25 protein-coding genes are annotated in these 24,230 nt (G+C 57.7%); 12 read left to right on the plus strand and 13 right to left on the minus strand.

The annotated features are described in order from the left end of the window. Window positions 1-145 precede the first annotated feature (145 nt). Window positions 146-676: a hypothetical protein gene (locus tag GNG27_RS06285; RefSeq protein ID WP_231312897.1), complete on the plus strand. Its 531-nt coding sequence runs from the start codon at window positions 146-148 to the stop codon at window positions 674-676. Beyond that, on the plus strand, window positions 654-1,034 hold the full coding sequence (bamE, locus tag GNG27_RS06290) for an outer membrane protein assembly factor BamE (protein WP_231600432.1): 381 nt from the start codon (window positions 654-656) through the stop codon (window positions 1,032-1,034). The genes GNG27_RS06285 and bamE overlap by 23 nt, the downstream gene beginning before the upstream one ends. 97 nt (window positions 1,035-1,131) lie before the next feature. Here the strand turns inward: bamE and GNG27_RS06295 are convergent, their stop codons facing one another. Genes GNG27_RS06295 through GNG27_RS06305 form a run of 3 tightly spaced genes read right to left on the minus strand, consistent with a single transcriptional unit; the run spans window position 1,132 to window position 3,438 of the window. Then, window positions 1,132-2,244, minus strand: coding sequence for a M20 family metallopeptidase (locus GNG27_RS06295; RefSeq protein WP_156263173.1), 1,113 nt, complete (start codon window positions 2,242-2,244; stop codon window positions 1,132-1,134). Window positions 2,245-2,257: 13 nt separating this feature from the next. Beyond that, on the minus strand, window positions 2,258-2,722 hold the full coding sequence (locus GNG27_RS06300; protein WP_142488614.1) for a YjiG family protein: 465 nt from the start codon (window positions 2,720-2,722) through the stop codon (window positions 2,258-2,260). Further along, window positions 2,722-3,438, minus strand: coding sequence for a nucleoside recognition domain-containing protein (locus GNG27_RS06305; protein WP_142488616.1), 717 nt, complete (start codon window positions 3,436-3,438; stop codon window positions 2,722-2,724). The genes GNG27_RS06300 and GNG27_RS06305 overlap by 1 nt, the downstream gene beginning before the upstream one ends. A gap of 281 nt (window positions 3,439-3,719) precedes the next feature. Between GNG27_RS06305 and cstA the strand changes: the two genes are divergently transcribed. Both cstA and GNG27_RS06315 read left to right on the plus strand, forming a co-directional pair. Continuing rightward, entirely contained in the window at window positions 3,720-5,825 is a 2,106-nt protein-coding gene (gene cstA / locus GNG27_RS06310; protein WP_156263174.1) for a pyruvate/proton symporter CstA, read from the plus strand. Window positions 5,826-5,884: 59 nt separating this feature from the next. After that, window positions 5,885-6,082: a YbdD/YjiX family protein gene (locus GNG27_RS06315; RefSeq protein WP_142488620.1), complete on the plus strand. Its 198-nt coding sequence runs from the start codon at window positions 5,885-5,887 to the stop codon at window positions 6,080-6,082. Here GNG27_RS06315 and GNG27_RS06320 read toward each other — a convergent pair. The 4 genes from GNG27_RS06320 to GNG27_RS06335 form a co-directional block, all read right to left on the minus strand. Next, window positions 6,079-6,483 carry a helix-turn-helix domain-containing protein gene (locus GNG27_RS06320; protein WP_142488622.1) on the minus strand — a complete coding sequence of 135 codons (405 nt, stop codon included), beginning with the start codon at window positions 6,481-6,483 and terminating at the stop codon, window positions 6,079-6,081. The genes GNG27_RS06315 and GNG27_RS06320 overlap by 4 nt on opposite strands. After that, complete coding sequence (locus tag GNG27_RS06325) at window positions 6,461-6,760, minus strand: type II toxin-antitoxin system RelE/ParE family toxin (RefSeq protein ID WP_142488624.1); 300 nt, start codon at window positions 6,758-6,760, stop codon at window positions 6,461-6,463. Before GNG27_RS06325 ends, GNG27_RS06320 begins: the two co-directional genes overlap by 23 nt. Window positions 6,761-6,950: 190 nt before the next feature. Then, the gene (locus tag GNG27_RS06330) at window positions 6,951-7,694 is read right to left on the minus strand and encodes an SDR family NAD(P)-dependent oxidoreductase (RefSeq protein WP_156263175.1); all 744 of its coding nucleotides are present in this window, start codon (window positions 7,692-7,694) and stop codon (window positions 6,951-6,953) included. A 61-nt stretch (window positions 7,695-7,755) separates the two neighbouring features. Then, entirely contained in the window at window positions 7,756-8,853 is a 1,098-nt protein-coding gene (locus tag GNG27_RS06335) for an oxidoreductase (RefSeq protein ID WP_156263176.1), read from the minus strand. Between the two features lie 161 nt (window positions 8,854-9,014). Here GNG27_RS06335 and GNG27_RS06340 point away from each other — a divergent pair, with 161 nt between their 5' ends. From GNG27_RS06340 to GNG27_RS06355, 4 genes are all read left to right on the plus strand, one after another. Continuing rightward, window positions 9,015-10,517: a sugar ABC transporter ATP-binding protein gene (locus tag GNG27_RS06340; RefSeq protein ID WP_156263177.1), complete on the plus strand. Its 1,503-nt coding sequence runs from the start codon at window positions 9,015-9,017 to the stop codon at window positions 10,515-10,517. Beyond that, window positions 10,514-11,509 carry an ABC transporter permease gene (locus GNG27_RS06345; protein WP_032616998.1) on the plus strand — a complete coding sequence of 332 codons (996 nt, stop codon included), beginning with the start codon at window positions 10,514-10,516 and terminating at the stop codon, window positions 11,507-11,509. Before GNG27_RS06340 ends, GNG27_RS06345 begins: the two co-directional genes overlap by 4 nt. A gap of 19 nt (window positions 11,510-11,528) precedes the next feature. Further along, on the plus strand, window positions 11,529-12,593 hold the full coding sequence (locus GNG27_RS06350; protein WP_156263178.1) for a sugar ABC transporter substrate-binding protein: 1,065 nt from the start codon (window positions 11,529-11,531) through the stop codon (window positions 12,591-12,593). An 81-nt stretch (window positions 12,594-12,674) separates the two neighbouring features. Next, on the plus strand, window positions 12,675-13,919 hold the full coding sequence (locus tag GNG27_RS06355; RefSeq protein ID WP_156263179.1) for an LVIVD repeat-containing protein: 1,245 nt from the start codon (window positions 12,675-12,677) through the stop codon (window positions 13,917-13,919). Between the two features lie 63 nt (window positions 13,920-13,982). Here GNG27_RS06355 and mtnK read toward each other — a convergent pair whose 3' ends face one another. Further along, window positions 13,983-15,182 (minus strand): S-methyl-5-thioribose kinase, encoded by a 1,200-nt coding sequence (gene mtnK / locus GNG27_RS06360; protein ID WP_156263180.1) that lies wholly within the window; start codon window positions 15,180-15,182, stop codon window positions 13,983-13,985. A 105-nt stretch (window positions 15,183-15,287) separates the two neighbouring features. Here mtnK and mtnA point away from each other — a divergent pair, with 105 nt between their 5' ends. Further along, on the plus strand, window positions 15,288-16,316 hold the full coding sequence (gene mtnA / locus GNG27_RS06365) for an S-methyl-5-thioribose-1-phosphate isomerase (RefSeq protein ID WP_156263181.1): 1,029 nt from the start codon (window positions 15,288-15,290) through the stop codon (window positions 16,314-16,316). A gap of 92 nt (window positions 16,317-16,408) precedes the next feature. Here mtnA and GNG27_RS06370 read toward each other — a convergent pair whose 3' ends face one another. From GNG27_RS06370 to GNG27_RS06380, 3 genes are read right to left on the minus strand one after another with little or no spacing between them, the layout of a single operon-like run. Then, window positions 16,409-16,951, minus strand: a complete 543-nt coding sequence (locus tag GNG27_RS06370; RefSeq protein ID WP_156263182.1) for an acireductone dioxygenase — start codon at window positions 16,949-16,951, stop codon at window positions 16,409-16,411. Continuing rightward, window positions 16,948-17,637, minus strand: a complete 690-nt coding sequence (gene mtnC / locus GNG27_RS06375) for an acireductone synthase (protein ID WP_142488643.1) — start codon at window positions 17,635-17,637, stop codon at window positions 16,948-16,950. Before mtnC ends, GNG27_RS06370 begins: the two co-directional genes overlap by 4 nt. Further along, window positions 17,634-18,248 (minus strand): methylthioribulose 1-phosphate dehydratase, encoded by a 615-nt coding sequence (locus tag GNG27_RS06380; RefSeq protein WP_142488645.1) that lies wholly within the window; start codon window positions 18,246-18,248, stop codon window positions 17,634-17,636. Before GNG27_RS06380 ends, mtnC begins: the two co-directional genes overlap by 4 nt. A gap of 120 nt (window positions 18,249-18,368) precedes the next feature. Between GNG27_RS06380 and GNG27_RS06385 the strand changes: the two genes are divergently transcribed. Further along, window positions 18,369-19,529 carry a pyridoxal phosphate-dependent aminotransferase gene (locus tag GNG27_RS06385; RefSeq protein WP_156263183.1) on the plus strand — a complete coding sequence of 387 codons (1,161 nt, stop codon included), beginning with the start codon at window positions 18,369-18,371 and terminating at the stop codon, window positions 19,527-19,529. A gap of 110 nt (window positions 19,530-19,639) precedes the next feature. Here the strand turns inward: GNG27_RS06385 and GNG27_RS06390 are convergent, their stop codons facing one another. Both GNG27_RS06390 and dsbG read right to left on the minus strand, forming a co-directional pair. Continuing rightward, on the minus strand, window positions 19,640-20,554 hold the full coding sequence (locus GNG27_RS06390) for a LysR substrate-binding domain-containing protein (protein WP_142488648.1): 915 nt from the start codon (window positions 20,552-20,554) through the stop codon (window positions 19,640-19,642). Between the two features lie 225 nt (window positions 20,555-20,779). Beyond that, window positions 20,780-21,526 (minus strand): thiol:disulfide interchange protein DsbG, encoded by a 747-nt coding sequence (gene dsbG / locus GNG27_RS06395; protein ID WP_156263184.1) that lies wholly within the window; start codon window positions 21,524-21,526, stop codon window positions 20,780-20,782. A gap of 356 nt (window positions 21,527-21,882) precedes the next feature. On the opposite strand from dsbG, the gene ahpC reads away from it, so the two are divergent. Together ahpC and ahpF are read left to right on the plus strand one after the other, a co-directional pair. Continuing rightward, the gene (gene ahpC / locus GNG27_RS06400) at window positions 21,883-22,446 is read left to right on the plus strand and encodes an alkyl hydroperoxide reductase subunit C (RefSeq protein WP_106992308.1); all 564 of its coding nucleotides are present in this window, start codon (window positions 21,883-21,885) and stop codon (window positions 22,444-22,446) included. Window positions 22,447-22,635: 189 nt separating this feature from the next. Next, window positions 22,636-24,198 (plus strand): alkyl hydroperoxide reductase subunit F, encoded by a 1,563-nt coding sequence (ahpF, locus tag GNG27_RS06405; protein ID WP_156263185.1) that lies wholly within the window; start codon window positions 22,636-22,638, stop codon window positions 24,196-24,198. The last annotated feature ends 32 nt before the right edge of the window (window positions 24,199-24,230 follow it).

Raw genomic sequence — 24,230 nt, forward strand, 5'->3', positions numbered from 1 at the left:
TCAGGGCGAGATTATTCTCGCCCTGCGTCATTTATTTTAATCTTAACGAAATTAGCATCACTATTTTCTTAAAACTCCCCTTTTAATTGCGGCAGGATGGTCGCTGTTACGGTTTTTCGTTATGCTGCCCGGCGGGATGAATATAATGGAACTGACAATGGAAAAAATGCGATATATTACGGGAGCGCTCGCTGCATCATTATTATTATCAGGATGCGCCACCTACTGGGGTAAAGTACCTTATACGCCGCCGCCGGATTCTGAGCAAAACACGGCAAATGTTCGCATGATCGGTAACCCGCCTGGATTTACGATCAGTCAGCACGGCAAAAAAGATGGTGCGGTTGATTTTACCAGCGTCGTGGTGTTACGGCCTACCCACGATCTGGGGTTCCCGAAAGCCAGCAATGACCCGGATCGCTATAAAGAAACCTATTACGACGCGAAAGTGTATGCCGGAACGCCGACCCGGGTGGGGTTCAGGTTCCTCTATGGCTGTAACTTTGTGAGCTATACCTTTGTGCCGCAAAAAGGTGAAACCTATGAGTTTCGCCTTTCAGTTTCGGATAAGAGTGGTTACTGCGTGCTGTATGCGACCCATTTAAAATATGACAGCGAAAACCAAATCTACCTGGACGAAAAGGTCGAAAAATATGAAGGTTACACAAGTAAATAGTCTCGGTGTGAAAATACCGGGGCTTATTTTGTTGGGCTTATTTTATATGGCTATGCTCAGCGGTTGTATAAGGAATGTCGATCGTACGCAACAGGGAACCGTCAGTAAACTCCAGGAAAGCGACCTGGATAAAAAGCTGGTGACGGGTAAAACAACCAAAAAGGATGTGTTACTGCTGTTGGGGCGACCCGATATTCCGCAGGATTACAACCATCAGAATACGTGGTTATATCATTCGAAGGTTAAAGGACGCGCGCTGTATGTGGTCGTTCCTGTGTTTTATGATGAGTCCGTAACGCTGGTGCTGACCTTTGATGAAAATAAAATACTTAGCCACCGTGAATATAAAAAGTTGTAATTATATCCCTTTGCTTTAACTGGGTATCCACCCGCAAACGTGGGTTTTGTAGGCCCGGTAAGGCGAAGCCGCCACCGGGCGCACAACTGCACAATGGTTACAACATCGACACCACCCGCTTCAACAACCTGATCCGCGGTTCAATCGACGCCTTATCCAGCCACTCCGCCGGGCTGTGGAAACCGGCGCCGATCGGGCCAAAACCGTCGAGGGTCGGGATACCCAAGGCCGCGGTATGGTTCGCATCGCTGCCGCCGCCGACCGCCTGCCAGGTAATGGCGATCTCCTCTTCGCGTCCGGCTTGCTCAACCCGTGCCATCAACGCACGCGTCTCATCGCTGGTGGTCATCGCCGGTTTGTGGTTGATGCGGGTGAGAGTGGTGGTCACCCCGTCGAGAAAACCTTTCGCACATAATGCCTCCAGCGCCTGATGCACCCGGTCGTATTCGTCGTTTTCCCAGAAGCGCACGTCCAGCTCGGCGTCGGCGATGTCGGCCACCACGTTTCCCGCGCTGCCGCCCTGGATCACCCCGACGTTCAGCGTGGTGCCGCGCGTCAGGTCGGTCAGCCCGTTAATCGCCAGAATGCTGTGGGCCAGCGCCACGATCGCCGAACGGCCTTTCTCCGGGTCGTTACCCGCATGGGCCGCCACGCCGCTGAAGTGCAGCTGATAGCCGGCCATCCCTTTACGCGCTTTCACCAGCGACCCGTCGGCGCGGGCGGCTTCGCACACCAGCACGCAGCGGGACCGTTTTGCCAGCTCGCCGATCCATTCGTGCGAGTACACCGAGCCGGTCTCCTCGTCCGGGTTCATCGCTACGGCAATCGACAGCCGCTGTTTATCGGAATCATCAAGCTCGCGCATCGCCCACAGGATATTGAGCAGGCCGCTCTTCATGTCGGAGACGCCTGGGCCGTAAAGCCGGGTATCATCCTGACTCAGCGGACGCGATGCCACCGTGCCCGGGGCAAACACCGTGTCGAGATGGCCGACAAGCAGCACGTCAAATTTTTCCGCCTGCGGTTTGTTGGTGACAAACACGCCGGGGCCCACCTGCCTGCCCAAATCGACCTGCTCAGTATGCCAGCCTTCGGCCTGCCACAGGCGCTGCATAATGCCCGCCACCGTCGCCACGCCGTTGAGGGTTTTGGTTCCGCAGTCGACGTTGACCAGGGTTTTCAGCTCTTCAATGTAGTGTTCAAGATTCATCAGCGATCCTTTTTCAGAGAATAATGCGCATCAGCAGCATGGCTAAGAAGGCGTTGATAACCGAGATGGCGATCATCAGCGGAATACGGGTGGCACGGGTGCCAATCACCCCGAGGATGCGCCCGAGGTACTGCACCTGGGAGCCCATCAGGTAGATGGCCGGAGCGAGGATCGCCAGGTGCTCGCCGGTGAGAATGCCTTTATCAAACAGACCGATGGCGACACCAATGCCGCCGCCCATCGACATCCAGCCGCCGATCAGCACCGCGGCGGCTTCTCCCGGCAGGCCAAACAGCCCCATCAGCGGGGCGAATATCATTCCCAGTCCTTTTAACGCGCCGGTTATCTCCAGCGCTTTGATGATGATAAAGGCCATCACCACGTTTGGTAGGGTGCTGCTGGTGGCAATGCCCCAGCCCTTGCGGGCGCCTTCGACAAAGACGTCGGTAATAACAGGATTTGCGTTCGGGGCGCTCATCAGGCTTCTCCTTTTGCCGGGGCGGTGACAGGGGCTTTATTCTGGAATCTGACAACCAGGCGCATCATATTGGCACCGACAATTTTCATGATGAACATCACCGCGATGCAGGCTCCGATGGAGGTCGGCACTGCCGCCGTGCCGTCGATAGCCACCAGGGTGAAGAGGATCGCGCCGGAGGAGAAGAAGTTGGTGATCATCGCCCCGGCCGAGAACTGAAACATGGCGAAGACATCTTTTTCGTTCTCGCTGATCTGCCCCTCGTCGGCGAGGTTGCGGGTCAGGGACGCGCCCACATCGGTGCTTTGCAGGCTGCCGATCAGCGCCAGGCCGGTGGTGCCCGGGATGCCCAGCAGCGGCCGCAGTAGCGGGGTTAGCAGCTTGCGCGCGGCACGCAGGGCGCCGTAATGCTCCAGCACGTTGATCATGCCGAGGGCAAACATCACCGCCGGGATCAGCCCGAGGGCAAACAGAAAACCATCCATCGCGCCGCTGCCACCGGTGCCGCGAAAGGCGCTGGTGGCGGTGGTTAAGGTGCCCTCGTTAAGACTCGCTTTACTGACCACCTTGCCAAACGCGCCGTTAAGCGTGGTGAAATCAAACACGCCGTACCACTCTTTACCGCCTAACAGGCCGGAGAAAAATACTGCTGCAAACGCCAGTGCGAAATACGCGCCGGGGCCCACCTTATACTCCTCAGGGTGTAAACTTTTCATATCCTTTTCCTTGTTAAAATAGTGTCCTGCAAGGCTATTCTGGTGATAAAACCCATAAAAAAACTGATGTAAATCATCCTGTAAACGCAGATACGGGAAAAATTGCCTGAATTGTGAACTGGATAAGGCACGGAAAGCGGGTGAAAGTGATCGGCTTAACAATGTTATGTAAATGACTGGTTGGATGTCTGTTTTTACGTGTAGTTGAGTTGTTAAATCTTAAGCGAGTGTTATAGATACAAAATGTAACATCTCTCTTCTGCGATGATGGAAACCATATCATGAACAACTCAGGGAAATACCTCATCTGGGCAGGGCTCTCCGTGGTGGGCGCCTTTGCGCTGGGCTATATCGCCCTCAACCGCGGTGAACAGATCAATGCGCTGTGGATTGTGGTCGCAGCGGTCTGTATCTATCTGATTGCCTATCGTTTTTACGGTAAGTTTATCGCCCGCAACGTGCTTTCTGTCGACCCGACGCGCATGACGCCGGCGGTGCGGCATAACGATGGTCTGGACTATGTCCCGACCGACAAAAAGGTGCTGTTTGGCCACCACTTTGCGGCGATTGCCGGAGCCGGACCGCTGGTGGGGCCAGTGCTGGCCGCGCAGATGGGCTATCTCCCGGGGATGATCTGGATCCTCGCCGGGGTGGTGCTGGCCGGGGCAGTGCAGGACTTTATGGTGCTGTTCGTCTCCACCCGCCGCGACGGGCGCTCGCTCGGCGAGCTGGTGAAAGAGGAGATGGGGCCTACCGCCGGGGTAATTGCCCTGGTGGCCTGTTTCATGATCATGGTGATTATCCTTGCGGTGCTGGCGATGATTGTGGTGAAAGCCCTGACCCACAGCCCGTGGGGGACTTACACCGTGGCCTTTACCATTCCGCTGGCGATCTTCATGGGGATCTACATTCGCTACCTGCGCCCGGGCCGCATTGGTGAAGTGTCGGTGATTGGCCTGTTCTTCCTGGTGTTCGCCATTATCTCCGGCGGCTGGGTGGCCGAGAGCCCAACCTGGGCCCCGTACTTTGACTATACCGGCGTGCAGCTGACCTGGATGCTGGTGGGCTATGGCTTTGTGGCCGCGGTACTCCCGGTGTGGCTGCTGCTGGCCCCGCGCGACTACCTCTCCACCTTCCTGAAAATCGGCACCATCGTCGGGCTGGCGATTGGCATTCTGATTATGCGCCCGACCCTGACCATGCCTGCGGTAACTAAGTTTATCGACGGCACCGGTCCGGTCTGGTCCGGCAACATGTTCCCGTTCCTGTTTATCACCATCGCCTGTGGCGCGGTCTCTGGCTTCCATGCCCTGATCGCCTCCGGCACCACGCCGAAGATGCTGGCTAATGAAAATCAGGCCTGCTTTATCGGCTACGGCGGCATGCTGATGGAGTCCTTTGTTGCCATCATGGCACTGGTTTCGGCCTGTATTATCGATCCCGGCGTTTACTTCGCGATGAACAGCCCGATTGCGGTGCTGGCACCGGCCGGTACGGCAGACGTGGTGGCCTCTGCGGCCCAGGTCGTCAGCGGCTGGGGCTTTGCCATTACCCCGGATACCCTGACCCAGATCGCCAACGAAGTGGGCGAGCAGTCGATTATCTCCCGTGCGGGCGGTGCGCCGACCCTGGCGGTGGGGATGGCCTACATTCTGCACGGCGCGCTGGGCGGCCTGATGGATGTATCGTTCTGGTATCACTTTGCGATCCTGTTTGAAGCCCTGTTTATCCTGACGGCGGTGGATGCGGGAACCCGTGCGGCGCGCTTTATGCTGCAGGATCTGCTGGGGGTGATTTCTCCGGGGCTGAAACGCACCGAGTCGCTGCCGGCCAACCTGCTGGCGACAGCGCTGTGCGTGCTGGCGTGGGGTTACTTCCTGCATCAGGGGGTGGTGGATCCGCTGGGGGGCATCAACACCCTGTGGCCGCTGTTCGGTATCGCTAACCAGATGCTGGCCGGTATGGCGCTGATGCTCTGCGCGGTGGTGCTGTTCAAGATGAAACGTCAGCGTTACGCCTGGGTGGCCCTGGTGCCAACGGCGTGGTTGCTGATTTGTACCCTGACCGCCGGCTGGCAGAAAGCCTTCAGCCCGGATGCGAAAGTGGGCTTCCTCGCTATCGCCAACAAGTTCCAGGCGATGATCGACAGCGGTAAGATCCCTGCGCAGTACACCGAGTCGCAGCTGTCACAGCTGGTGTTTAACAACCGTCTCGATGCCGGGTTGACCATCTTCTTTATGGTGGTGGTTGTGGTGCTGGCGCTGTATTCTCTGAAGACCGCCCTGGCCGCCCTGAAACAGGACAAGCCAACGGCGAAAGAGACGCCGTATCAGCCGATGCCTGCCAACTATGAAGAGATTGTGACCCAGGCGAAAAGTGCCCATTAAAGGCAATGCCGGGTGGCGCTAGCGCTTACCCGGCCTACATTTCCAGTGAGATGAGCGATATGTTCGACACCCTATCTAAAGCAGGTAAGTACTTAGGCCAGGCGGCAAAAATGATGATCGGCGTGCCGGACTACGACAACTACGTTGAGCATATGCGCGTCAACCATCCTGACCAGACCCCGATGACCTACGAAGAATTCTTCCGCGATCGCCAGGACGCCCGCTACGGCGCCAAAGGCGGGGCGAAGTGCTGTTAACCCTCTTTCGGCAGGTACAGGCTGATCTGCTCCTGCGTGCAGCCGTAAATGGCCGCCAGTTTTTCACGGGTGCGTTTTTGCGGGCGGGAGTCGACGGCTTCCAGCTGTGACACGGCGGACTGGCTGATGCCAAGTTTGTCGGCTACCTCCTGTTGCGATAAGCCGCGCAGGATGCGCCAGGCGGCCTGCAGGCTGACCTGTTCATAAGTCATAATGCGGCAGACATCTTCGGGTAAACCAACATGATCATAGATGTCGGTTTCGCTATCGATTTTCTCCCATTCTTCTTCATTTTCATCATCATATTCCGCCAGTTGCAGTTGCATACGGAAGTACTCATCGTAAGGAATAACGACATATTGCGGCTTACCTTCGTCATCATTGATCATTTGTACAGCCATAGAGAGTGTTCTCCTCATGCAGATAAGTGGTGGACGTTCTTCGCTTGACGGCCACGATGTAGCAAACATCCCGCGACTCTCCCTGGAAAATGAAGATCACCCGGTAATCTCCAGTCCGTAAGCGATAATAATCCTCACCCATATCGAGTTTTTTAATATCAGGACGCGGCGCATTTCTGTCATTGATTGCCGCCATTTTCTCTTCAATTCGCGTCTGGTAGCGCTTATCTATCTTTGCCAGATCGCGTTTAGCGGTTCTTGACCACACAATCTTCATCCGTACCTCCACTGTACGCCCACACGAAATATAAGGAAATAATAAGACTATTAGATAAATTCCGAATTACTTATGAGGTACTGTAGGACGGGGATCGGGGCGGAAAAAGCGGCAAAAAACGGATTGTCGAGGCGGGTCGAAAACGCCTCTGCCAGGCGGCAGAGGCGTACATAAGATCTGCGAGCGGGCGTCAGGCGTTCAGCCCACCGTCCACATCCAGCCCGGTGCCGGAGATCTGCCTGGCTGCAGGGCTGGCAAGGAAGGTGACCGCGGCGGCGATATCTTCCGGCTGGCCGTAGTGCCCGGTGGCAATAAGCTGACGCTGCGATGCGGCCTGCACGCCATCCTCCGGATTCATATCGCTATTGGTGGGACCGGGGTGGACCAGATTGACGGTGATGCCGCGCGGCCCGAGGTCACGTGCCAGCCCACGGGTCAGGGAGTTGAGCGCCGATTTGGTCATTGAATAGACGGCGATACCCGGCTGGGCGACGCGGTTGGCCAGACAGCTGCCGATGTTGATGATCCGTCCGCCGTCGGACATATGCACCAGCGCGGCCTGGATAGCGATCACCACCCCGCGAATATTGACGTTAATCAGGGCATCAATGTCCGCCAGGGTCATGGACTCCAGTTCACCGCCGCGCGCAATCCCGGCGTTATTGACCAGAATATCGAGCCCGCCCAGGGTGCGCGCCGCATGGGTGACGGCATTCTGAATGGCCTCGGCGCTGGCGCTGTCGGCCTGAACCGCCTCGCTGAGGCGTCCCATGGCCGTAATTTCATCGGCAACGGTCTGGGCCTTATCGGCGGATTTCTCATAGGTGATAACCACATCGGCACCCGCCCGGGCCAGCGACAGCGCAATGGCACGGCCCAAACCCCGGCTGGCACCGGTAACCAGCGCCTTCTTACCTGTTAAATCGATCTGCATGATGACCTCAACTCAAGAGTGATGAGAACCATCCTTATGTATAGAAGGCGTGTGTCCGGCGTCAATCCGCCGGGCGGCTGAGGTTTTCCACTTTCTCAAACGCGGCGCGCAGGATCGCTGGCGTCAGGGCGATCGGCAGGGCATGGATCGACTCCACCGGGCGCAGGGTATGGGCAATAACCTTGTCCAGCTCGTCGCGGTTGTGGATATCCACCTCCAGCTCGCGCAGGGTGGTGGGCAGGTTAAAGCGCTGGTACGCCGCGATCAGCTCGCGCAGCACCGCGTCCTGGCCGAGCAGGGCGCTCTGCACCAGAATGCCGTAGGCCACCTTGGTGCCGTGGAGGAACTGCGCGGTCTGCGGCAGCACCGTTAAGCCGTTATGCACCGCATGCGCCGCCGCCACGCGGGTGTAGCGTTCTCCCAGCCCGCCCACCATGCCGCCGCCGGCGATAATGGCATCCACCACGTCATGAAATTCACGGGTGACCTCGCGGCGCGTCTGGTCGGCCAGCGCCTGCTCGCTGTGTTCCAGCAGCACGTCACGGATCGCCAGCGCGCCGTTGATCCCGAGCCTGACCGTCAGCGGTAGCTGCTCGGGCTGCGGGGCCAGCACCACCGCTTCATACCATTTTGCCAGGGTATCGCCGATCCCCGCCAGCAGATACTCCGCCGGGGCGTTAAGCACGATCTCCGGCTCGACCAGCACCAGATAGTTGGCATCGTCAAAGATCTCAAAGTGCAGCGCCTGCCCGGCATCGTTGTACCACACCGACAGCGGAGTCCAGGCGGCGCAGGTGGCGGCGATGGTTGGAATGGCAACCACCGGCAGGCCCAGACGACGGGCCACCGCTTTGGCGGTATCCAGCAGCGCGCCGCCGCCGACGCCAATCACCACGCTGCGGTTATCGCCAGCATCCTGCTCGAGCTGGTTCACATCGTGCTCGCTGCAGTGGCCTTTAAACAGCAGATGTTTGGCTCCCTTTGTATTGAAACTTTCGGGCAGGAACGGGCGCGCACCGGCAAGGGCGCGTTCGCCGTAGATCCATACCGCCCGGGAGAGCTGCTCCGGGGTGAAAAATGCGTTCAGGCGGGCAAGGGCCCCGCGGTGGGAGTAGTAGTTGGCCGGGCCGGGAACGACGCGGATATCGGTGTTGCTCATGATGGTGTCCTTTTTACGAAGCGCTAACCCGATGTTATGGCTAGACATCCAGATGGCTAATACTATTTTGCTTTATCTTATGCTTTTTCCTTCGTTGCCAGCCAGTCCCGGCTGTGAAAAATTCCATAAATCAAAAGATTAATGATAAGGGATCGCAGCGAATGTCAACCAGTCGCCTCGAGATGCGCGGCATCAGCCTGGCTTTTTCTGGCTTTCAGGCATTGTCGCGCGTCGATTTCACACTGACGGGCGGATCGGTACACGCGCTCACGGGCGCGAACGGCGCCGGTAAATCGACCCTGATGGCGGTGCTGTGCGGCACGCACGCGCGCTATGAAGGCGAAATCAGCATCAATCACCAGCTTGTCACTATTCGCGAGCCGGTGGATGCCAAACGGCTGGGCATCCATCTGGTGCAGCAGGAGGTGGACGTAGCGCTGATCCCCGGCCTGAGCATTGCGGAAAACATCATGCTCGATCATCTGGCGCAGCCGGGGCACCGCTTCCACTGGGGAAAACTGCGCGAGCAGGCCCGGCAGGCGCTGGCGCAGCTGGACGTCTCCCTCGACGTGCGGCGCGCTATCGACAGCTGCACCCTGGCGGAAAAGCAGCAGATCCTGCTGGCGCGGGCGCTCTCTCATCACTGCCGGTTTTTAATTCTGGATGAACCCACCGCGCCGCTGGACGCCCACGAGAGCGAGCGGCTGTTTGCCGTGGTACGACGCCTGCAGCAGCAGGGGATCGGGGTGGTGTTTATCTCCCACCGCATCCACGAGCTGAAGGCGATCTGCGACACCTTAACGGTGCTGCGCGACGGCAAGCTGATCGAGTCCGGCCCGATGGCGGACCTCAGCGGCGAAGCGATCGTCGAGAAGATGCTCGGCCACGAGCTGAGCGATATCTACCCCCCTGCGCGTCCTCCTCACAGCGGCGAAACCCTGCTGCGTGTGGAGGGATTGCATGACGAAGGGCTGCTGAAGGATATCTCCCTGCACCTGCGCAAGGGCGAAATTCTGGGCATCGCCGGGCTGGCGGGAGCCGGGAAAACCGAACTCTGCAAGGCGCTGTTTGGCGCCAGTAAAAGCCAGGTGGCAAAAGGCGAACTGAACCAAAAGCCCTGGAAACCGCGCGACCCGGCGGATTCGGTCCTGCGTGGGCTGGCGCTGGTGCCGGAAGAGCGGCGCAAAGAGGGCATCTTTATCGATGAGCCGGTGAGCATGAACCTGGCGGTGTCAGCGGATAACAGCTTTTCGCGCTGGAGCCTGTTCGGGCATCGCCAGGCGTGGCGCTGGGCTGAAGAGGTGATCGCCCGGGTGGGCGTGCGCACCCGGGGGCCGGGGCAGGTACTGCGCCGTCTGTCGGGTGGTAACCAGCAGAAGGTGGCGATTGGCAAATGGCTGCGCGGCAACGCCCAGGTGCTGATCTTCGACGAGCCCACTAAAGGGGTGGACGTGAAGGCCAAAACCGATCTGTTCCAGCTGATTGACGGCCTGGCGCGGGAAGGCAAAGGGGTGATTTATGCCTCGGGGGAATTTGCCGAGCTGGTGGGCCTGTGCGACCGCATCTGCGTGCTGTGGGACGGGCGCATCGTGGCGGAGCTCGAGGGGGCAACCGCCCGCGAAGAGACATTACTTTATTATTCAACCGGAGGAACGGCGTCGTGAGCAAGGCCCTTTCAGTGACTGCGGCGGCGTCTGGCCGTCAGCAAATTTTCGATTTTCTTTATAAGTGGGGCATGTTGCTGACGGTGGTCGCGCTGGTGGCCATTTTTGGCGTGGCGTCAGAGAACTTCCTCGATCCCAACAACATCATCAACATTCTGCGCTCTATCGCCATCGTGACGGTGATTGCCATCGGCGTCTCCATCTCGCTGACCATTGGCGGGTTTGACCTCTCTGTCGGCTCTACCGCGTCGCTGGCAAATGCCCTGGTGATCTCGCTGTTTGTCTGGCACGGCTTCGGCACCACCGAATCCATTCTGATCACCCTGGCGCTCTGCACCCTGGTGGGGCTGTTTAACGCCTTCCTGATCGTCATCCTGCGTATTCCCGACATGCTCGCCACCCTCGCCAGCCTGTTTGTGATCCAGGGCGTGGCGATGACTTACAGCTACGGCGGGTCGATCACCGAAAACATGGTGCTGCCGAGCGGCGACATGGCGGAAGGGACCATCCCGGCGGCGTTTGGCGCGCTGGGGCAGGTGCCGACCATCGTCATCATTATGCTGGCGGTGACGCTGCTGGCGCAGCTGGGGCTATCCCTGACCACCCACGGTCGCCGTATGTACGCCATTGGCGGCAACCCGGAAGCGGCGCGCCTGTCCGGCATTCGCACCACCCGCTATAAAGTGGCGGCCTACGTGATTGCCTCACTGCTGGCGGGGCTGGGCGGCATTCTGCTGGCCTCGCGCATTGGCTCCTCGCAGGTGAATGCCGGCGGCGGTTATCTGATGGATGCGGTGGCGGCGGCGTGGATCGGCTTCTCGCTCGCCGGCTCCGGCAAACCGAACGCGCTGGGCACCCTGGTGGGGGCGGTGATCCTTGGGGTGCTCTCCAACGGGCTGGTGATGCTCTCGGTGCCCTATTACGCAATGGACATTATAAAAGGGCTGGTGCTGGCGATTGCGCTGGCCATCACCTACGTACAAAAACGTTAACAACACGACGGGATAAAAAATGAAAAAAGTTGCACTCTCTTTGCTGACCCTGGGATTACTGAGTTCCCTGCCGGGCTATGCGGCGACGCCTGCGCCGGTTCCGGCGGCCATTGCCAACCATGACGGGCAGATCCGCATCGCGGTGATCCGCAACCTCGGCTCGGACGACAACACTACCCAGTTTGTGGCCGGTGCGATTCAGGAAGGCAAAAAGCTCGGCTTTAAGGTCAGCACCTTTTTAAGCAACGGCGACGACGCCAAATTCCAGGACTTCGTTAACCAGGCGATCACCCAGAAATATGACGGCATTATCCTCTCCCAGGGACGCGATCCGTACTCCACCGCGCTGGTGAAAAAAGCCGTCGATGCCGGAATCAAGGTGGCGGTGTTCGATACCGCAGTGAACGGGGAGATCCCCGGCGTAACCGTGACCCAGCAGGATGACGCCTCCCTGACCAACCTCTCGTTTGGCCAGCTGGTGAAAGATTTCAACGGTAAGGCCAACATCATCAAGCTGTGGGTCGCCGGCTTCCCGCCGATGGAGCGTCGTCAGACCGCCTACCAGGAACTGCTGAAGCAGAACCCGGGCATCAAGGAGCTGGAGTCCATCGGCGCGGTCTCCTCAGACGTGCAGGGCGATACTGCCAACAAAGTGGGCGCGGTGCTGGCGAAATACCCGAAAGGCAAGATCGACGCTATCTGGGGCACCTGGGACGCCTTCAGCCAGGGCGCCTATAAAGCGTTGAAAGAGAACGGCCGCACCGAGATCAAACTCTACAGCATCGACATCTCCAACCAGGATCTACAGCTGATGCGTGAAGCGGGCAGCCCGTGGGTGGTGAGCGTGGCGGTGGATCCGAAGCTGATTGGCGCCACCAACGTGCGTCTCATTGCCAACAAGATTGCCGGTGAAGCAACGCCTGCAACCTATGACTTTAAGGCGGCCGCTATTCCGCAGGCGCTGCTGTCGGCCCAGCCGGGCGCGGTGAACGTGGCATCATTAGGGAAAATCATCCCGGGCTGGGGCCAGACCGAAGACTTTATCGCCCCGTGGTTCGCGACGTTAGAAGCGAAGGCAAAATAATGCCCGGTGGCGCTGCGCTTACCGGGCCTACGGTTTTGTAGGCCGGGTAAGGCGCAGCCGCCACCCGGCGAAAGGCTCGATATGACTTCTCAACTACCCACCCCCGAATACAGCCGCAATATGCGCTTAATTGGTCACAGCGACCAGGGCGGACGCCCGGACGGCGTGCAGCTGATGGTGCATCGCGGCTTTGCCTATATCGGCCATATGGTGTCCCAGGGTTTCTCGATCGTCGACGTGCGCGATCCGAAAAACCCGAAGGCTGCGGGCTATGTGCCTGCGCCGCCGGGCACCTGGAACGTGCACCTGCAGGCGCACGACGATCTGCTGCTGGTGATCAACGCCCGGGATCTGTTTGCCGATGTCCGCTTTGCTGACGAAAAGGTCTACTACACCCGTCAGGTGGGGGAGACGGTCAGCGACGTGCAGGACAGAGGCTGGAGCGCCGGGCTGCGCGTCTTTGATATCTCCACCCCGGATAAACCGCGGGAAATCAGCTTCCTGTCGCTGAGTGGTATCGGCATTCACCGCATCTGGTACGTGGGCGGCCGCTGGGCCTATGTCTCGGCGCTGATCGACGGCTTTACCGATTACATCTTCCTGACCATCGATCTGGCGGATCCGCGCAAGCCGGAAGTCGCCGGGCGCTGGTGGCTGCCGGGGATGAACCAGGCGGCAGGAGAAACGCCCGAGTGGCCGGAGGGCAAACGCTATGCCCTGCATCACGCGATTATCAATGGGGATACCGCCTACGGTAGCTGGCGCGACGGCGGCCTGACCCTGCTGGATGTAAAGGATCGCAGCCAGCCGAAACTGATCGCCCACCGCAACTGGAGCCCGCCGTTTGGCGGCGGCACCCACACCGCGCTGCCGCTGCCGGACCGGGACCTGCTGGTGGTGCTGGACGAAGCGGTGCTCGACAATCAGGAGGACGGCGAGAAGCTGATCTGGCTGTTTGATATTCGCGAGCCGTCGAACCCGGTGAGTATTGCCACCTTCCCACAGCCGCTGGAGCGGGATTACGTGGCGAAAGGGGCGCACTTCGGGCCGCACAACCTGCACGAAAACCGCCCGGGCAGCTTTGTCAGCTCAACGTTGATTTTTGCCACGTATCAGAATGCGGGGGTGCGCGCGTACGACATTTCGAACCCGTATCGCCCGGTAGAGACCGCCGCGCTGGTGCCCGCCGCACCGGAGAAGATGATGGATACCCGGCCCAATCGCCCGCAGGTGATCCAGTCCTGCGATGTGTTTGTGGATGCGCAGGGGATTATTTACAGCACGGATTATAACGGCGGGTTGTCGGTGATTGAGTATCTGGGGTGAGGGGACCGGTTTTGTAGGCCGGGTAAGGCGAAGCCGCCACCCGGCAAACAGGTCGCACGCAACTTAACTGTACTGACGCACCCTTGCCACCAGCTCATCCACGCTGTCGATACGGTCGGCAATGACGATCAACGCCTTCCCGAGAGTGATGGCGTGGCGCAGGCATTCGTGGCGCATCTCTTCATCGCGAATGGTATCGATATCCGCCACGTGCGACAGGCCCACGCTGCGGCGGATCAGTTCGGTGCCGCAGAAGCCAATCGCGTCCTGCCAGACCTTCTTCAGAAACGCGCTGGCATAGCCCGGCACGACGAGCGCCGCATCGCGGGATTTTTCCGCGGCCAGGGCCTGGAAACGTTCCGCGAAGGTGGTCCACAGCTGCTGGATATCGATCAGGCGCTGCTCGCGACCGGCCGCCGCATCGCGGATGCCGAGGTGGCCCGGCAGGCCGCAGAAGTTAAGCAGCAGGTTGCCGATCGCCGTGCCGATATCAAACCCAATCGGGCCGAAATAACCGAACTCCGCGTCAATCGCCTTCAGGCTGCCGTCGGCGACAAAAATTGAGCCGCTGTGGATGTCGCCGTGCAGCAGCGCTTCGGCCTGGGAGAAGAAGCGGTGTTTGAGGGCGGCGACGGCAATCTTCAGCTGATCGTCATTGCGCAGAGCGGCGACATCGTTTTCCAGCGCCGCCGGGTAGTTATTGCGCTCGTGGATCTGGTAAGGGTCGTTGAAGAACAGATCCTCGGTGATCTCGCACATCTCCGGGTTGATGAACTGCGCTACCTGCGCCTTTTTGGCGTGCGGATGGAGGTAAAAATCGCTGGTGTGGAACAGGGTATGGGCCAGGTATTCCCCCAGCTGGCGTGCCGCCTGGGGATAATAAACGTTATTGATCAGCTCGCCGCGCCAGATCTTATGGCTGGAGAGATCTTCCATCACCATCACCGCAAGCGCCGGGTCAAAGTGGTGAATTTTCACCGTGTGCTGCGGGCTGTGCTGATAGTGCTCCACCAGGGTTTGCGCTTCGAGACGGGCGCGATCCAGCGTCAGCGGCCAGGACTCTCCCACGCAGCGCACGTAGGGCAGGGCCTGCTTAACGATAATGCGGCTTACGCCTTCGCTGTCGAAAATTTTGAATACCAGATTGAGGTTGCCGTCGCCCACCTCCTGCGCCTCCACCAGTGACGATGGGTTTTCGAGGCCGCCAAACTGTTGGGCGTAGGCCACGGCGTCCTGAGCGGTAAAGGTACGGTATTGCGACATTGCCAGTTCCTCATCTGTTCCGGTAATAAAGACATTTAGACGTCTATACATCTGAATTTTATCCTGACACAATGTGCTACAACAACGCAACAGAGAATTAACGACATGCAGAGATTACAGACGACCAGCCTGCGGGTGACGGAAAATCAGCTATTTATTCTCGACCAACAGGCGCTTCCGCAGGAGAAACGCTGGCTGGATGCGTCCACGGTTGACGCGCTGGTGGGGCATATTCACGCCCTGCGCGTGCGGGGGGCGCCGCTGATTGGTCTCTCTGCCAGCCTGCTGTTAGCGCTGCTGGCGGAAAACGGCCACAGCCGGGATCGGCTGGCGGCGGCGCTGGAAACGTTGCGGGCCTCGCGCCCGACGGCGGTAAACCTGATGAACAATCTCGACCGTATGAAGCAGGCGCTGTGGCAGGAAGATTATGTCCCGGCGCTGGTGGCCGAGGCGCTGCGTCTGATCGACGAAGACAAGCGGCTCTGCGACGCTATCGCGCAGGCGGGAAGCCAGCTGGTGAAGCCAGGTAGCCGCCTGCTGACCCACTGCAATACCGGCGGGCTGGCGACGGCGGGTGTCGGCACCGCGTTGGGAGTGATTGCTCTTGCGCATCAGCAGGGCAACGTCAGCAACGTCTGGGTGGATGAAACCCGTCCGCTGTTGCAGGGCGGCAGATTAACCGCCTGGGAGCTGGGTGAGCTGGGCGTGCCGTACAGGCTTATTACCGATTCGATGGCCGCCAGCCTGATGGCCAAAGGCCAGGTGGACGCGGTGTGGGTCGGGGCAGACAGGATTGCCGCCAACGGTGATGTGGCGAACAAAATCGGCACCTATTCCCTGGCGGTGCTGGCGAAATTCCACGGTATTCCGTTTTACGTGGCGGCCCCGCAAACCACCCTCGATCCAGCGTGCCCGAACGGTGACGCTATCCCGATTGAGCAGCGCGATGCCCGGGAAGTGACCGGCGTGGCAGGGAGCTTTGGCGCGGTGCAGTGGGCGCCGCTTGATGCGCGGGTCTATAACCCGGCGTTCGACGTCACGCCTGCGTCGCTGATTAGCGGCTGGGTGCTGGATAGCGGGGTGGTGCTGCCGGAAGATGTGGAAGAAGGGATTTTTCGCAGCGGTGCGGTCTGAGTAATGCCGGGTGGCGGCTTCGCCTTACCCGGCCTACAACACCTGGTTTGTCGGCCCGTGCAAGCGCAGCGCCGCCGGGCAGGGCAGGGTGCCTACGGCAATCGTGGATACGCATCCGCAATCGCATCGCCCGTGAACTGCGCCACCCAGCCTTCCGGGTTATCGAAAATGCGAATGGCGGTAAAGTTCGGCTCGGAACCCATATCAAACCAGTGCGGCGTGCCGGCGGGCACCGAGATCAGATCGTTTTTCTCGCACAGCACCTGATACACCTGGTCTTCAATGTGCAGGCAGAACAGCCCGGCACCTTCGACAAAGAAACGCACTTCATCTTCACCGTGGGTATGTTCATTGAGAAACTTCGCGCGCAGGGCCTCTTTTTGCGGGTTGTCCGCCCGCAGGCTAATCACGTCCCAGCTCTGGTAGCCCTTTTCCGCTACCAGCCTGTCGATGGCGTGCTGATAGGCATTAATCACTGCGTCAGCAGTCGGATCGCGGCCTAAATCGCGGTCGGCTTCCCAGCGTTCAAAGCGGACGCCACGGGCATTCAGCTGCTGCTGGATCGCCTCAGGGTCGGTGCTGTGCCACTGCGGCTCGCGGGCTTCTTTATCTGAAAAAATGGTCAATGCGCTCATGAAGGGATCTGCTCCGGATTAATGTCGTCGAACTGGTGCACCTGATGATGATGGCTGGCGCCGTCGTCATCGCCGCGAATCAATTGCAGGGTGCGAAAACCTGCCTGTTCCGCGGCGTCCAGCTCCTGATGGATATCCGACAGGAACAGGATCTGTGAGGGCGCAAGGTTAATCTGTGCCGCAATAGTCTGATACGACTGCACATCGCGCTTGGCGCCGATGTGGGTATCGAAATAGCCGCTGAACAGATGAGTAATATCACCTTCGTCGCTGTAGCCAAATAACAGTTTTTGCGCTGCCACGGACCCAGATGAATAAACATACAAATCAATGCCCTGCGACTTCCATTTTTCCAGCGAAGGGAGAACGTCAGGGTAGAGATGACCGGTAAAGTCGCCGTTGACGTAGCCATCCTGCCAGATGATCCCCTGCAGCGCTTTCAGGGCTGTCGATTTGCGGTCTTCGTCCATAAAGGCGAACAGGGTGTCGATCAGGTCGCGGGTGCTGGCCTGCGGCTCGGCAATCTCTTCACGCAGATTGTCCAGAATGGTGTTGACCGGTTCAGCATACTGCTGGGCGGTGACAAAGGCCGCCAGCCGCTCGCGCGCGTAGGGGAACAGGACATTGTGGACAAAACGAATATCGCTGGTGGTGCCTTCAATATCCGTCACAATCGCGCGAATCATACTCTCTCCAGTTGTCGTAAACGCATCTCGCACTCGAACAAAAATTCGAGGCCTTCAAGGTGACGCCGGGCCTCTGCCACGTCGCGTCCCCAGCAGGTTAAGCCATGACCGCGCAGAAGAAAACCATAATTAAGCGGACGTTCCTGAGCGTAATGGGCAATGCGGGAGGCCAGGGCGTCGATGTCCTGGTCGTTGTCGAACACGGCGATCGGCACGGTATCAAGATGGCTGGTCTGGCCGCTGAGGGATTTCTGCATCTCAAAGCCGCTGATATGTAGCTCCGGCGCTTTGACCAGTCGCGACAGCACCGTGGCGTTGACGGTGTGGACATGCAGCACCGCGTTGGCCTCCGGGAAGAGGCGATAGACCAGGGTATGCAGGCCGGTTTCCGCCGAAGGTTTCCGCCCGGAGGGGGCGCGGTTGGTGGCAATCTCAACCTGCAGGAAGTCATCGGGGGTCAGGCTGCCTTTGTCTTTGCCGGATTCGCTGAGCCAGCACCAGCTGGCGTCCTGACGCACGGACATGTTGCCGCCGGTGGCGGGGGCCCAGCCCTTCGCGCCGATCCAGTGACAGGCCTCGACCAGGGATGTGAGTTGCAGGTTGTCTGTCATCCTTCTTACCTCTTCGGCAGGAATATCATTATGGTTTAGACGTCTAAGCGTCTTGATTGCCAAATACTAACATCGTGTTATAGTGGCAGCAACATATGTATTACATACAGGCCCGTCGAAATGAGCAATAAACCATTGATTCCAGAGAGTAAACTTCCAGGTCTCGGCACCACCATCTTTACGCAGATGAGTGCCCTGGCGCAGCAGCACAAGGCGATTAACCTGTCGCAGGGTTTCCCTGATTTCGATGGTCCGGACTATCTGCAACAGCGGCTGGCTCACCATGTGGCGAACGGCGCTAATCAGTACGCGCCTATGACCGGGGCCCAGCCGCTGCGCGAGGCGATTGCCGATAAAACCGCCGAACTGTATGGCTATCAACCGGATGCAAACAGTGAGATCACCGTGACCGCAGGGGCGACCGAAGCGCTGTACGCGGCGATCACCGCCCTGGTACGGACCGGCGATGAGGTGATCTGCTTTGATCCGAGCTACGACAGCTATGCCCCGGCAATTGAATTGTCGGGTGGCGTAGTCAAGCGCGTGGCGCTCCAGCCGCCGCATTTCCGCCCGGATTGGCAGGCCTTTGCGGCATTGCTGAGCGAGAAAACCCGGCTGGTCATTTTGAATACCCCGCATAACCCGTCGGCGACGGTATGGCAGCAGGCAGATTTCGCCGCGCTCTGGCAGGCCATTGCCGAACGTGAGATTTATGTTCTGAGCGATGAGGTGTACGAGCACATCTGCTTTGCTGAGGCGGGGCATGCCAGCGTGCTGGCCCATCCGCAGCTGCGCGAGCGGGCGATTGCCGTCTCCTCGTTCGGGAAAACCTTCCACATGACCGGCTGGAAAGTGGGCTACTGCGTGGCACCTGCGGCCATCAGCGCCGAGCTGCGCAAGGTGCATCAGTTCCTCACCTTTGCGGTCAATACCCCGGCCCAGCTGGCGATTGCCGATATGCTGCGCAATCAGCCGGAACATTACCGTGAACTGCCTGACTTTTATCGCGCCCGCCGGGATCTGTTTATCGAGGCCCTGAGCGCCAGCCGGCTGGAGATTTTACCCTGCGAAGGGACCTATTTCCTGCTGGCAGACTACAGCGCCATTTCCGATCTCGATGACGTCAGTTTTTGCCAGTGGTTAACCAAAGAGGTGGGGGTGGCGGCCATCCCGCTATCGGTATTCTGTGCCGACGCGTTCCCGCACAAGCTTATTCGACTCTGCTTTGCCAAACAGGAAACCACGCTGCTGGCGGCGGCGGAACGGCTGAAAAAACTATAACGAAATATGTTGAAACCGACATAATTTAATACGCAGATTTATTAAATAACGTCTGCGTATTTATTTGACGGGGATATTAAAAAATAATTATATTTCTCCGTCGGGTTTTCTTAGTCATATTGAAAATCTTCATTGCTGATTTGCTCAATGAAATTCGAAAATACTGTGCTAGTTAATGCAGTGCGGTTATACATCATGTAGACATCCGCGGCGGGTAACGTAACGGGAGCATCAATTTTTTTCAACTTAAAGGCATCACGATACTTTTCATATACCGCTTCAGGAACAAAGCCCAATAAATTAGAGGAGCTGATCATTGTAATGAGCGAGAAAAATGAGTCGCAGCGAAAGGCAATTTTCCTCTCCGGGAAAGCGCTTTCTGCCTGTGCCTGAAAGCTTTTTACGCCCGGCTCTTCGCTCATAAATAAAGTATATTTTTCATTGCTCAACTCTTCCAGCGTTGCCGCGTCGCCTATGCGAGGGTGAGCTTCACGGCACACAATCACCATCGGTAAATGGATAAAGTGGGAGCAGACAATAGAGCGGTTGGAGACGGAAGCGAATGAGAAGACCAGATCGGCTTTACGGTAGGCTAACAGATCTTCTGCCGAGTCGACAGACAGCAGCATGTCATGAAATTCGACCTCATAGTTATGCTCCCGCATCAACAGCTTCATCGAGCCGATCATCCGGTTTTGCGTCAGAACCTGCGGGCAGTAGATAACAAAGTTCTTCTTCAGCGCCGAGCCGTGCATGATGTTAATCGTCTGCTCGATCTGGTTCAGGTTCTGTTCAAGATGTTTATGTAAATTGACGCCTACCGTGGTCGGGGAGATGCCTTTACCGGAGCGGATAAACAGCGGGTCGTTCAGCTGATTTCGCAGTCGTTGCAGAGACTGGCTTACCGCAGAAGGGGTAATAAAGAGCGTCTCCGCTGCCTTGCTGATACTGAGATGCTGATAAATGCACTCAAAAATCACCAGCAGATTAAGGTCAAATTTTTTCAGATCGTAGAGATTAGCCATGATTCGTCCTGATTAGCTGTCTGAATAGTGTTATCACATACAGGATAACTATAGAAGTAAGTTAGCCATTCACCATCCATTTGATCGGATAACTTAACTGATTTTAAATTTCAACTTAATATATCATGGCTGTAGATTAATGAAATAAAAGCCCAGCAATTATTGAAATAATTTTGTCCTTAAAAAGGCGGGCGGAATTATTGCTATTCCGCCGCCGTTCAGGTATTACGGCGTTCCCATCATCATATTAAGTTGTTCTTTATCCGGTAATCCGACAACCTGCTGTAATTCATTCTGGTTATTCATGTAATACAGCGCGGGGGTGGCCGCTGCGCCAAGATCGTCCATGATCGCCTGATTATCTTTCAACGTCTTAATAAGGGCAGGCGACGGGTTCTGCGGCACCTTAAGCGCCATTTTTCCGCCAGATTGTTCGTAGTCATGCCAGCTTTTCGCCGGATCCTTTGCGGCGAGAATGGCCGCTGCGGCGCCGGTGCTTTCAGGCTTGATAACCCCTACCAGCAACGTACGTAGCTGCACCTTGCCTGACTCGACCCACGGACGCGCCTGCTGCCAGAATTGCAGGCAGTAAGGGCAGTAAGGATCGGCGAAAACATAGATCACCTGCGGGGCGTCTTTGTTCCCCTCAAGCAGCCAGTGGGCCTTCTCCATACGCTGCCAGAGTTCCCGTCCGGCAGGCGCGTACAGCTCTTGCTGGATCACCTGCTCGCTCAGGTTTTTGCCTTGCTCATCGTACATGTACCCGGAAATGGCATGTTTGCCATCCGGCGTCAGGTAGATGGTGACCCCCATGTCCTGATACTTGCCCAGCCAGCCCTTCATGCCGCCGGGCGCCTCAAAGGATTTGATAATGGTGATACCTTGTTTTTCAACGGCTTTTACCGGGGCCGGTAACTCTTCGGCATGGACGACGAAGGGGAATAACGCGAGGAGCAGGGCGGGTCTTAACATGATTAATCCTTAAAAAATCAATACCAAAGAACGGGTTCGGTAAAACCTATCGCAATCATAGGTATTTTTACCCTGTCAGCCAATTGCCCTTTCTGTGGGTGGGTGGTGTAATCCACTTCGCTGTTACGACCTTGCTAAAGGTAATGTAGAGCGCAACACATCGCCAGCTTCGGCTGGCACTGATGTTACCCTCGGGTAGCTCAGGTATCAGGGCCGCCGTCAAGGCGGCCTTTTTACTTTGCAGCATCCAACCGGGTTGTTAGGTATTGCTGATTGATTTGATAAAGCAAACGCATTAGCCCGTTCGGGCAAAGTTGGTTACCTTAGCTCTCAACGAAAACACGGAGGAAGTACAGATGTCTTTAATTAACACCAAAATCAAACCTTTCAAAAACCAGGCGTTCAAAAACGGCGACTTCGTAGAGATCACCGAGAAAGATACCGAAGGCCGCTGGAGCGTGTTCTTCTTCTACCCGGCTGACTTTACTTTCGTCTGCCCGACCGAACTGGGTGACGTTGCAGATCACTACGACGAACTGCAGAAGCTGGGCGTAGACGTTTACTCTGTCTCTACCGACACCCACTTCACCCACAAAGCGTGGCACAGCAGCTCTGAAACCATCGCCAAAATCAAATACGCGATGATCGGTGACCCGACTGGCGCCCTGACCCGTAACTTTGAAAACATGCGTGAAGACGAAGGTCTGGCCGACCGTGGCACCTTTATCGTTGACCCGCAGGGCATCATCCAGGCCATCGAAGTTACCGCTGAAGGTATTGGCCGTGACGCATCCGACCTGCTGCGCAAAATCAAAGCGGCACAGTATGTTGCTTCTCACCCAGGCGAAGTGTGCCCGGCGAAATGGAAAGAAGGCGACGCGACTCTGGCTCCATCTCTGGACCTGGTTGGTAAAATTTAAGTCCACAATGCCCGGCGGCGCTGCGCTTGCACGGGCCTACAACACCGTAGGCCGGGTAAACGAAGTGCCACCCGGCAATCAATGGGCGCATCTGCGCCCATTTCATTCCAACACCATGATGCAAGTTGCATTCAGGCAGCCCGGATAAGGCCGCTTGCATGATGATGTTTTTTAAGCAGGAGATGAATAATGCTCGACACCAACATGAAAACCCAGCTCAAGGCCTACCTTGAGAAACTGACCAAACCTGTTGAGCTGATTGCCACGCTGGACGACAGCGCTAAATCGGCAGAAATCAAGGAACTGCTGGCTGAAATTGCCGAACTGTCTGCGAAAGTGACCTTTAGGGAAGACAACAGCCTGCCGGTGCGCAAGCCGTCCTTCCTGATCGCTAACCCAGGCTCCACTCAGGGCCCGCGCTTTGCCGGTTCCCCGCTGGGACACGAATTCACCTCACTGGTGCTGGCGCTGCTGTGGACCGGTGGTCATCCGTCTAAAGAGGCGCAGGCTCTGCTTGAACAGATCCGCGATATCGACGGTGATTTTGAATTTGAAACTTACTACTCGCTCTCGTGCCACAACTGCCCGGATGTGGTCCAGGCCCTGAACCTGATGGCGGTGCTGAACCCGCGCATCAAACACACCGCCATTGACGGCGGCGTGTTCCAGAACGAAATCACCGATCGCAACGTGATGGGCGTTCCGGCGGTGTTTGTGAACGGGAAAGAGTTTGGTCAGGGTCGTATGACGCTGACAGAGATCGTCGCCAAAGTGGATACCGGCGCTGAAAAACGTGCTGCGGAAGAGCTGAACAAGCGCGACGCCTACGATGTGCTGATTGTCGGCTCCGGCCCGGCGGGTGCGGCGGCTGCGGTCTATTCTGCCCGTAAAGGCATTCGTACCGGCTTGATGGGCGAACGTTTTGGCGGCCAGGTGCTGGATACCGTGGATATCGAAAACTATATCTCCGTGCCGAAAACCGAAGGTCAGAAACTGGCTGGCGCCCTGAAAGCGCACGTCAGCGACTATGAAGTGGATGTGATCGACAGCCAGAGCGCCAGCAAACTGGTGCCTGCGGCGCAGGAAGGCGGCTTCCATCAGATTGAAACGGCGTCTGGAGCGGTGCTTAAAGCACGCAGCATCATCATTGCTACCGGTGCCAAATGGCGCAACATGAACGTGCCGGGCGAAGATCAGTATCGTACCAAAGGGGTGACCTACTGCCCGCACTGCGACGGCCCGCTGTTTAAAGGCAAGCGCGTAGCGGTAATTGGCGGGGGTAACTCCGGTGTCGAAGCGGCAATCGATCTGGCCGGTATCGTTGAGCATGTGACGCTGCTGGAGTTCGCACCAGAAATGAAGGCCGACCAGGTTCTGCAGGATAAAGTACGCAGCCTGAAAAACGTCGACATCATTCTGAACGCGCAGACGACCGAAGTGAAAGGCGACGGCAACAAAGTGACCGGTCTTGAGTACCGCGACCGCGTGAGCGGGGATGTGCACAGCGTGCCGCTGGCGGGGATCTTCGTGCAGATTGGTCTGCTGCCCAACACCACCTGGCTGGAAGGCGCGATTGAGCGCAACCGCATGGGCGAGATCATCATCGACGCCAAATGTGAAACCAGCGTGAAGGGCGTATTTGCGGCGGGCGACTGCACCACCGTGCCGTACAAACAGATCATCATCGCGACCGGCGAAGGGGCGAAGGCCTCCCTGAGCGCCTTTGATCATCTGATTCGTACCAAAGCATAAGAACGTAAGACTACACCTGCAAAGTAAAGAGG

The sequence above is a fragment of the Leclercia sp. 119287 genome (assembly GCF_009734485.1).
Taxonomy (GTDB): domain Bacteria; phylum Pseudomonadota; class Gammaproteobacteria; order Enterobacterales; family Enterobacteriaceae; genus Enterobacter; species Enterobacter adecarboxylatus_C.